9 protein-coding genes and 1 riboswitch are annotated in these 8,373 nt (G+C 68.4%); of the genes, 4 read left to right on the forward strand and 5 right to left on the reverse strand.

Annotation, left to right across the window (positions count from 1 at the left end; translation table 11 throughout):
• Positions 1 to 466: FHA domain-containing protein (locus ACYVE7_RS18785; protein ID WP_460366192.1), on the forward strand; the 466-nt coding region annotated here is incomplete at its 5' end.
• Positions 467 to 692: 226 nt separating this feature from the next.
• The gene (locus ACYVE7_RS18790) at positions 693 to 2,039 is read left to right on the forward strand and encodes a hypothetical protein (RefSeq protein ID WP_460366194.1); all 1,347 of its coding nucleotides are present in this window, start codon (positions 693 to 695) and stop codon (positions 2,037 to 2,039) included.
• Positions 2,040 to 2,042: 3 nt separating this feature from the next.
• Here ACYVE7_RS18790 and ACYVE7_RS18795 read toward each other — a convergent pair whose 3' ends face one another.
• Both ACYVE7_RS18795 and typA read right to left on the reverse strand, forming a co-directional pair.
• The gene (locus ACYVE7_RS18795) at positions 2,043 to 2,669 is read right to left on the reverse strand and encodes a Uma2 family endonuclease (RefSeq protein WP_460366196.1); all 627 of its coding nucleotides are present in this window, start codon (positions 2,667 to 2,669) and stop codon (positions 2,043 to 2,045) included.
• Positions 2,670 to 2,832: 163 nt separating this feature from the next.
• Positions 2,833 to 4,683, reverse strand: coding sequence for a translational GTPase TypA (gene typA / locus ACYVE7_RS18800; RefSeq protein ID WP_460366198.1), 1,851 nt, complete (start codon positions 4,681 to 4,683; stop codon positions 2,833 to 2,835).
• A gap of 184 nt (positions 4,684 to 4,867) precedes the next feature.
• Positions 4,868 to 5,006, forward strand: a riboswitch (cyclic di-AMP (ydaO/yuaA leader).
• Between the two features lie 2 nt (positions 5,007 to 5,008).
• Here typA and ACYVE7_RS18805 point away from each other — a divergent pair.
• Positions 5,009 to 5,911, forward strand: a complete 903-nt coding sequence (locus ACYVE7_RS18805; RefSeq protein ID WP_460366200.1) for a C40 family peptidase — start codon at positions 5,009 to 5,011, stop codon at positions 5,909 to 5,911.
• A 140-nt stretch (positions 5,912 to 6,051) separates the two neighbouring features.
• On the opposite strand, the gene ACYVE7_RS18810 is transcribed toward ACYVE7_RS18805, so the two are convergent.
• The 3 genes from ACYVE7_RS18810 to ACYVE7_RS18820 form a co-directional block, all read right to left on the reverse strand.
• A complete protein-coding gene (locus tag ACYVE7_RS18810; RefSeq protein ID WP_460366202.1) occupies positions 6,052 to 6,234 on the reverse strand; it encodes a hypothetical protein in 183 nt (60 codons plus the stop codon).
• 126 nt (positions 6,235 to 6,360) lie between these two features.
• Positions 6,361 to 6,753, reverse strand: a complete 393-nt coding sequence (locus ACYVE7_RS18815; protein ID WP_460366204.1) for a (deoxy)nucleoside triphosphate pyrophosphohydrolase — start codon at positions 6,751 to 6,753, stop codon at positions 6,361 to 6,363.
• A 9-nt stretch (positions 6,754 to 6,762) separates the two neighbouring features.
• Positions 6,763 to 7,536: an SEC-C domain-containing protein gene (locus ACYVE7_RS18820; protein ID WP_460366206.1), complete on the reverse strand. Its 774-nt coding sequence runs from the start codon at positions 7,534 to 7,536 to the stop codon at positions 6,763 to 6,765.
• A gap of 35 nt (positions 7,537 to 7,571) precedes the next feature.
• Between ACYVE7_RS18820 and ACYVE7_RS18825 the strand changes: the two genes are divergently transcribed.
• The gene (locus ACYVE7_RS18825) at positions 7,572 to 8,075 is read left to right on the forward strand and encodes a GNAT family N-acetyltransferase (RefSeq protein WP_460366208.1); all 504 of its coding nucleotides are present in this window, start codon (positions 7,572 to 7,574) and stop codon (positions 8,073 to 8,075) included.
• Positions 8,076 to 8,373 lie beyond the last annotated feature (298 nt).

Here is an 8,373-nt window from a genome sequence, read left to right on the forward strand (position 1 = left end):
CGGCACCCGCGACGGCACGCCGATCCCGCCGGAGCACCGGCAGGGCCCGCCGCACGACAGCACGGCCGCGATGTGCCCGCACTGCGAGCATGTTCTCGACCACCCGGGCCAGGCCCAGTGCAACGTCTGCCTCAAGCCGCTGCGCTCGGTCCCCGGCCAGCCTTCGCTGCGCCTGCAGTTCCCGACCGGTGAACTGAGCGTCACCATGGGCCAGCATCTGGTGCTGGGCCGCGACGCGGGCCAGTCGCCCGCCGCCGCGACCTTCACCCAGTACGACAACGTGTCCCGCAAGCACGCGACGGTCTGGCTCGACCCGTCGGGCGTGGCGAAGGTCCGCGACGAACGCTCCACGAACGGAACGTTCGTCAACGGCGAGCGCCTGTCCCCCGGCGTCGAGGCGTTCCTCCAGGACGGCGACTCCCTCCGCCTGGCCGCGGACGTCACCGGCACCATCCACCTGGCCTGACCGACTCCGAAAAGGGCCGCCCTTCCGGGCGGCCCTTTTTCGCTTCCCCGGCCTGGCCTGAGCCGGTCGGGGCGGGTCGGTCCGGCATCATGATGCGGATCAGGTGAACTGATCTTGAAGATTTGTCATCTAAGTCACTACTGAGGCGGATCTGACGGTCTGGTGGTGACTGGTCTAGACCGTCTACGATTCCGGATCGGAATACTCGGATACTGAAGGCAGCCGAATGCGTCGTTCTCTCTCCCTGTTCGCGGTCGTCGCGGTCGCGGGTGCGCTGCTGCCCGGCGCGGCGGCGGCCGCGGACCCGATCACCGAGGTGGCCTACCTGCTGAAGGCGGACCTCACGGCGGTCGACACCGCGCACCCCGTAGTGAAGATCACCGGGAAGCTGCTGGTGGCGGGGACGGCCACCCCGGTCGTCGGGAAGAAGCCGGCGTTCCTCGCCAAGGGGGACCCGCGGGCGAAGTTCAGCGACGCCAAGACCGGCGACGACGGCGAGTTCACCGTCACCTACACGGCCAGCGGTTCGGCCGCGGACAAGGTCTCGATCTCCGGCGCGACCCCGTCCGACCTGCCGGGTGTCATCGCCGGGACTGACGCCGACCAGATCGTCGAGGTGAAGGTCACGACCGTCCCGACGAAGCTCACGGTGGCTGCGGACAAGCTCGCGATCGACCCGGGCGAGCCGCTGAAGCTCAGCGGCAGGCTGACCGCGGGCGACGAGCCCGTCGGCGGCGCCCAGGTCAAGCTCACGGGCCACGGGGTCGGCGACTGCACGATCGGCGCGGTCACCGCGGACACCGGCGCCGACGGCGGCTTCGCCGCGACGGTCCGGCCGGAGTGCTGGATCGACCGGTTCACCGCGTCGGCCGTCCCGGACGGGCTGCTCCGCCCGTCCTCCGCCGAGACCGGCACGATCTTCGTCAGGGGCCGTTCGGCGATCTCCCTGGAGTCCAGGATCGACGCCCATGGCAGGGTCTCGCTCGGCGGGGTGCTGAACCCCGCGACGGCCGGGGCGAGCGTCCCGATCGAGTTCTCCGCGAACGGCCGCACCGGCTGGAAGCGGATCAAGACCCTGACCAGCGCCGCCGACGGCTCGTTCCGCGCCTCGTTCACCTACAAGCACGCCGGTCACTGGCGGGCCCGCCGGTTCGGCACCGCCCAGGCGGCTCCGGCGACCAGCCCGGTCGTGAAGGCGTGGCGCAAGCCCGTCCGGGTGACCAAGCAGAAGCTCTCCCCCGGCAAGATCAGGTACCGGAAGAAGGCGACGCTGTCGGGCGTCCTCCAGCAGTCCACGGCTCCGGGCCGCTGGAAGCCGTTCGCCAAGCGCACCCTGAAGGTCTGGTTCACCTGCGACGCCAAGAAGGCCAAGGGTTACCGTTTCAGCGCCGGCACCGTGAAGACCGACGCCAGGGGCCGGTTCACCAAGAAGGTCACCGCCCGCTGCACGGGCGCCTTCTACGTCGAGTACCCGGGCGCCTCCGGCTACTTCGCGCTCACCTCGAAGCGGGCCAAGCTGAAGGTCTCCGGCGCCCCGCCCATCGTCATCGACACCCGCCGCACCCGCCCGTGACCGTCAGGCCGCGTCCCAGCAAAGCCACTCGGCCGTGTTGATGCCCGCCACCCCGAAGTGCTCGGGCAGCACGACCGGCTCCCCGAACCCCCACGACTCCTCCTGCAGATAGGCCCCCGCCCTCTCGTCCGGAACGGAGTAGAGCGTCACCCTCGCAACCTTCGGATCGCGGTCGACGAGAAGGTAGTAGGGAATCCCCGCTCGCGCGTACCCCTGCCACTTGGTCGGCTTCCGCGCGCCCGCTCGGGGTCGGCGGTCCTGGTCCGCGTTCGACTTCGAGGTGACCTCAACGACCAGCTCGACCTGGTCCGAGACGAGGATGTGCTCGCCCACGTCCTTGGCGAGGGACCCGTCCATGATCACGAGATCCGGGATACAGCCGTCCTCGATGCCGATGAGGTCCAAGCCGTCCCCCTGGAAGCACCGCCACGGGAACTCCGGATCGTTGTAGCGCATCCCCCGGAACGGCAGCCCCAGATCCTCGATGATGCTGTTGTGAGGATGCTTCGGTGCCCTCGACACGACGATCTCCCCACCGATGATCTCCACCCGCAGCGTCTCAGGCAGGTGGAGGAAGTCCGCCAGCTCCCCCCGCACCCACATCGCGTACGGGGTGTCAGGGAAAAGCACGTCATGAACCGGAACCTGAGCAATGGTCACCTGAGGCTCCCTTCCCATCACGATCAGCTCCGGTCGTCATCGTAGGGTCGTCCGTGTCTCAGAGTAGTCAGAACGCATGGAAAAAGCCCGCCTCCTCCTGGTGGGAGGGGGCGGGCTTCGGTGTTCGGGGAAGTTAGTTGCGCTTGGCGCGGGCGGCGGTGCGCTCGCGTTCCTTGGAGTCGAGGACGACCTTGCGGAGGCGGACGGCCGTGGGGGTGATCTCGACGCACTCGTCTTCGCGGATGAACTCCAGGGCGGCTTCCATGGAGAGCTTCTTCGGCGGGGTGAGGCGGTCGAACTCCTCGGCCGTGGAGGAGCGGATGTTCGTCTTCTGCTTCTCCTTGGTGATGTTGATGTTCATGTCGTCGGCGCGCGAGTTCTCGCCGACGATCATGCCCTCGTACACCTCGGTGGCGGGGTCGACGAACAGGGTGCCGCGTTCCTGCAGGTTGAACATGGCGTAAGTCGTGGCGTTGCCGGAGCGGTCGGAGACCAGGGAGCCGGTCGGGCGGGTGCGCAGCTCGCCGAACCACGGCTCGTACTTCTCGAAGACCTGGTGGGCGATGCCGGTGCCGCGGGTCTCGGTGAGGAACTCGGTGCGGAACCCGATCAGGCCGCGGGCCGGGACCAGGAACTCCATCCGGATCCAGCCGGTGCCGTGGTTGGTCATGTGCTCCATCCGGCCCTTGCGGACGGCGAGGAGCTGGGTCAGCGCGCCGAGGTACTCCTCGGGAGCGTCGATCGTCAGGCGTTCCACCGGCTCGTGGATCTTGCCGTTGATCTCCTTGGTGACGACCTGCGGCTTGCCGAGGATCAGCTCGTAGCCTTCCCGGCGCATGGTCTCGACCAGGATGGCGAGCGCGAGCTCACCACGGCCCTGGACCTCCCAGGCGTCGGGACGCTCGGTCGGCAGGATCCGCACCGAGACGTTGCCGACCAGTTCGCGGTCGAGCCGGTCCTTGACGAGACGGGCGGTGACCTTGGTGCCCTTCTCGCGACCGGCGAGCGGCCCCGTGTTGGTGCCGAGCCGCATCGAGATGGCGGGCTCGTCCACGGTGATCAGCGGCAGGGCGACCGGGTTCTCCGGGTCGGCGAGGGTCTCACCGATCATGATCTCCGGGATGCCCGCGATCGCGATGATGTCGCCGGGGCCCGCGGACTCGGCGGGCTTGCGCTCGAGCGCCTCGGTCATCAGCAGCTCGGTGATCTTCACTCGCTGCATGGTGCCGTCGGTCTTGCACCAGGTGACCTGCTGGCCCTTCTTGATCGTGCCGTTGTGCACGCGGCAGAGCGCGATACGGCCGAGGAAGGGGGACGCGTCGAGGTTGGTGACGTGCGCCTGGAGCGGGGCGTCCGGGTCGTAGGACGGCGCCGGAATCGTCTCGTTGATGACCTTGAACAGCGGCTCGAGGTCCTCGGAGTCCGGCATCTCGCCGTTCTCGGGCTTGTTCATCGAGGCGCGGCCGGCCCGCGAGGAGGCGTAGACGATCGGGAAGTCGATCTGCTCCTCGGTGGCGTCGAGGTCCATGAAGAGCTCGTAGACCTCTTCGATGACCTCGTCGATCCGCGAGTCGGGGCGGTCGACCTTGTTGATCACCAGGATGACGGGCAGCTTGGCTGCGAAGGCCTTGCGCAGCACGAACCTGGTCTGGGGCAGCGGCCCCTCGGACGCGTCCACGAGCAGCACGACGCCGTCGACCATGGACAGGCCGCGCTCGACCTCACCGCCGAAGTCGGCGTGGCCCGGCGTGTCGATGATGTTCAGCAACATGCCGTTGTGGCGTACCGCGGTGTTCTTCGCGAGAATGGTGATCCCCTTCTCGCGCTCGAGGTCGTTGGAGTCCATGACGCGGTCGTCGACCGACTGGTTGTCGCGGAAGGCCCCGGACTGCCAGAGCATGGCGTCGACGAGGGTGGTCTTTCCGTGGTCGACGTGGGCGACGATCGCGACGTTGCGCAGGTCATCACGGGTGGCGATGGGCATGAAAGTCCGGCTTCCTCATGTCGGATTCGCCGCGCCTACGTGATCTCCAGATCGGACCCTGGCGGCGTGAAAGAACGTATGTGCACCCGATTCTAGTCTGCTCGCGGCCCAGCCCCTGACCACGAGGTGGAGTTTGTCATCTCTTGACCCTTTGCATATGTTCCGTCCCATTCCGGTCGCTGCGTGACCGGGAACGCCGAATCCCCGCACCGTGCGGGGAGCCGGGGACCCACGTCCCCCCGGGGTGAATCCGCTCCCCAGCGGTAGGGCGACTCTCCGCCCGAACCCGTCAGCTAACCCGGTAGGCGCCCGAGAGAGGAACCCCGTGAAGGGTGCCCGATTCGTGCTGGCCGCCTCCGTGGCGGCGAGCCTGAGCGTCATCGCTTTCCAGCCCGCGGCTCAGGCCGCCGCTCCCTCCCCCACCGCACTCCAGGACCGTCTCGACGCCCTGACGGCCGAGGCCGCGAACCTGCGGATCGAGGTGCGGCAGCGCACCGACGCCTCCGTCCTGGCACGCGACGGCGCCGCCTTCGACGCCACGGCCCTGGCGGGCCTCACCGACCAGGCGACCGAGCTCGCCCCGCAGGTGGACGCCGCCCGCGACCGCGTCTCCACCATGGACAAGATCTCCGACTGGTTCGGCGGCAACGCCGACGCCGAGCAAGCCGACGCGCTTGCGGGACGGCTGTCGGCGCTGCGCGCACAGATCACCACGACCTCCGCCGCCGCGGACTCCTCACGGCTCGACGCCGAGCAGGCCGGTGACGCTGTCGAGGCCGCCGAGAAGGAGGCCGCGGACGTCGCCGCCGAGCTCGGCACGGTCAAGGCGCAGCTCACGAAGTACTACACGGTCGGCGGGGTGACGATCTTCGGTGACTCGGTCGCCGCGAAGGCCACCCGCGCGGCGCTCGGCAAGCTCGGCAAGCCGTACGTCTGGGCGGCCGCGGGCCCCGACGCGTTCGACTGCTCGGGCCTGGCCGTCTGGGCGTACGCGCAGGCCGGACGGAGCGGGCTCGACCACTACACCGGCGCGCTCTACGACACGGGGACGAAGGTGGAACGTTCGGCGCTCAAGCCGGGCGACCTGGTCTTCTTCCACCCCGACCGGCACCACATGGGCATCTACATCGGTGACGGGAAGATGGTGCACGCGCCGTCGTCCGGCGACGTCGTGAAGATCACAGAACTCGCGGAGCGCGACGACTACAACGGGGCCGTCCGGCTCTGATCGCGTCCCGGTAAAGTCCCGGAAAGTCCCGGAAACGGAAGAAAGGCCCTCTCCGCACCGGAGGGCCTTTCTCAGTAGTAGGTATTTCGGAAGTAGGTACTTCTGGATCGGTGACTTTCGGATCGAAGGAGCCGGGATGATCAGCGGCCGATGTAGGTGTCGGCCGCCGGGAGCGTGGTGCCGAACGCACCGCCTGCGGCGAGCAGGGCGGTGGCGATATCACGCTGGCTGAGGTAGGTGAGACCGGCGACGATCGCTGCTGCCGTGAAGGCCACCAGGAAGATCACTGTCGCCCGGAGCGTAACCAGAGTCTGCTCGTTCATGAGAGACACCCCCTTGATCATTTAGCGCTCTGTGATCAAGAGTGCCCCTGATCGAAGTGATCATCTAGGAGGCTCAGGTAACGATTTGGGCACAGCCCGTAACCGATGCGCAGTGTCGTCTTGCCACTACTGAGCGTCGTGAGCCAGATGCGGACGAACCGCCTCGACCACCGGCAAATCCCCCGGTAGCCAGTCGACGTCCATCAACTCATCGTCATCAAGCCAGCGCAGCTCGGCGTGTTCCAGCGCCTGCGGACGCCCTTCGATGAGCGTCGCGGTCCAGACGCGCAGCACCGAAGTGGGGCTCAGCGGCCAGTCGCCGCCGATCCGCTGGAGCGGTTTGATCGTCACTCCGAGTTCTTCCCGGCACTCACGGACCAGCGCGGTCTCGTCCGATTCGCCGGGATCGACCTTGCCGCCCGGCAGCTCCCAGCCGCCCGCCAGCGAGGCGGGCTGCGCCCGCTGCGCGGCCAGCAGCCTGCCGCCCTCGATGATCGCTGCTCCCACCACGATGACCATGCTCACACCTCAGATCTGGGGCCGCCCACAGCACTTTTTGTACTTCGCGCCCGAAGCGCACCAGCACACGGCGTTGCGGTCAGGCGGCCACGGGATGAACGTTCCCTCCGGCGACAGGATCCGGGCGTTCTGGTCGGCGCGCATCGCGCGTTCGATCTCCAGTCTGTCGGTGCCCGGGTAGGTGAAACGGGCGCCTTCCGGCAGCCGGCCGTGGGTGGTGGGGGTCGGCTGCGACGGGCCGAGGTAGGTCGCGACGGCGTCTTCGAGCTCGGGGTCGAGGCCGCCGAGCCGGCGCAGATGGCCGTTGTGGATCCGGATCAGGTCGGGGTCCCAGCCTTCGGCGAGGCCCTGGCGCAGATCGTCGCGGAGCCAGCTGATCGCGAGTTTCTCGTCTTTGAGGTCGTTGGCGAGGACCATCGTGTTCATCAGCGACTCGAGCGGCTCGACCTGGCCGCGCAGCTCCAGCAGGAGTTCGCGGGCGTGCAGGGGTTCGCCGTTGAGCGCGTGGAGGTGGGCGACGGAGCCGAGCTCCTCTTCGCGCACCGCCGGGTCGATGGCGATCAGCCGGTGGGTGGCCTCGATGGCCTCGGCGTAGCGTTCGAGCTTGGTGAGCTGGTCGATCAGCTCATCCAGATACTCGGGGACGGCTTCGTCGCCGAGCGCGCGTGGATCGTCGAGGGCCTCGGCCAGCAGGGCGATCGCGGCGTGCGGACCGCCGCGTTCGAACTCGGCTTCCAGGGCGTCGTCGAGGTCCAGCGGGTTGAACAAGTCGTCAGGCAGCACGATCCACCTTACTGCGCGTGTGGCACCCTCCGGTCATGGACGTCGCGAACCTCACTCTCCCCCGCCACGCCACCCCCGCGGACATTCCCTCCCTTGTCGCCCTCCGGCGGGTGCTGTTGACGGCGATGCACGGCGCCGACGTCCCGGACGACTGGGAGCGCCCCTACGCCGAGATGCTGGCCACCCGCCTGGACGACGCCGATTTCACGGCCCTCGTCGTGGACGGCCCCACCGGCCCCGTCGCCTGCGGGATCGGGGTGATCGAACGCCTGCTGCCGGGCCCCGGCAACCCGGCGGGCCTGCGCGGCCAGCTCCTCGGCATGGCCACCCTGCCCGACTCCCGCGGCCAAGGCCACGCCCGCCTGATCGTCACCTCCCTCCTGGCCTGGTTCCAAACCCGCGGCGTCCCACGCATCGACCTCAACGCCACCCCAGCCGGCGCCCATCTCTACCGCTCCTTCGGCTTCACCCCTTCCCCCTACCCCGTCCTGACCTGGCGCGCCCCCTCCCCCACTCCCCACCACCCGCCCACCCCCTGATTCGGCCGGTTCTTGATCGACCGGATCCTTGATCGCGTCGACCTGCGGCGTGTCGACGCTTCACGGACACCAAACAGTCCACACGCCACAACTCGAGGCGATCTTCGCGACGCCCAGGATCGCGGGGCCCTTGATCGTGGCAGGTCTGATCGCGGGACCTTGATCGTGTCGAACTGCGGCATGTCGACGCTTCGCGGGCGTTCAAACAGTCACATCGCCACAGCTCGACGCGATCTACGCGACGTCCATGATCGCGGGCCCCTGATCGTGGCGGGCCTGATCGCAGGGCCTTGATCGT

The organism is Actinocorallia lasiicapitis (genome assembly GCF_054778695.1).

Bases quoted from the DNA above. Each gene is read 5' to 3' on its own strand.
- ACYVE7_RS18815 (WP_460366204.1), bottom strand. From the start codon at position 6,753: ATGGTCATCGTGGTGGGAGCAGCGATCATCGAGGGCGGCAGGCTGCTG.
- ACYVE7_RS18825 (WP_460366208.1), top strand. From the start codon at position 7,572: ATGGACGTCGCGAACCTCACTCTCCCCCGCCACGCCACCCCCGCGGAC.
- ACYVE7_RS18790 (WP_460366194.1), top strand. From the start codon at position 693: ATGCGTCGTTCTCTCTCCCTGTTCGCGGTCGTCGCGGTCGCGGGTGCG.
- typA (WP_460366198.1), bottom strand. From the start codon at position 4,683: ATGCCCATCGCCACCCGTGATGACCTGCGCAACGTCGCGATCGTCGCC.
- ACYVE7_RS18810 (WP_460366202.1), bottom strand. From the start codon at position 6,234: ATGAACGAGCAGACTCTGGTTACGCTCCGGGCGACAGTGATCTTCCTG.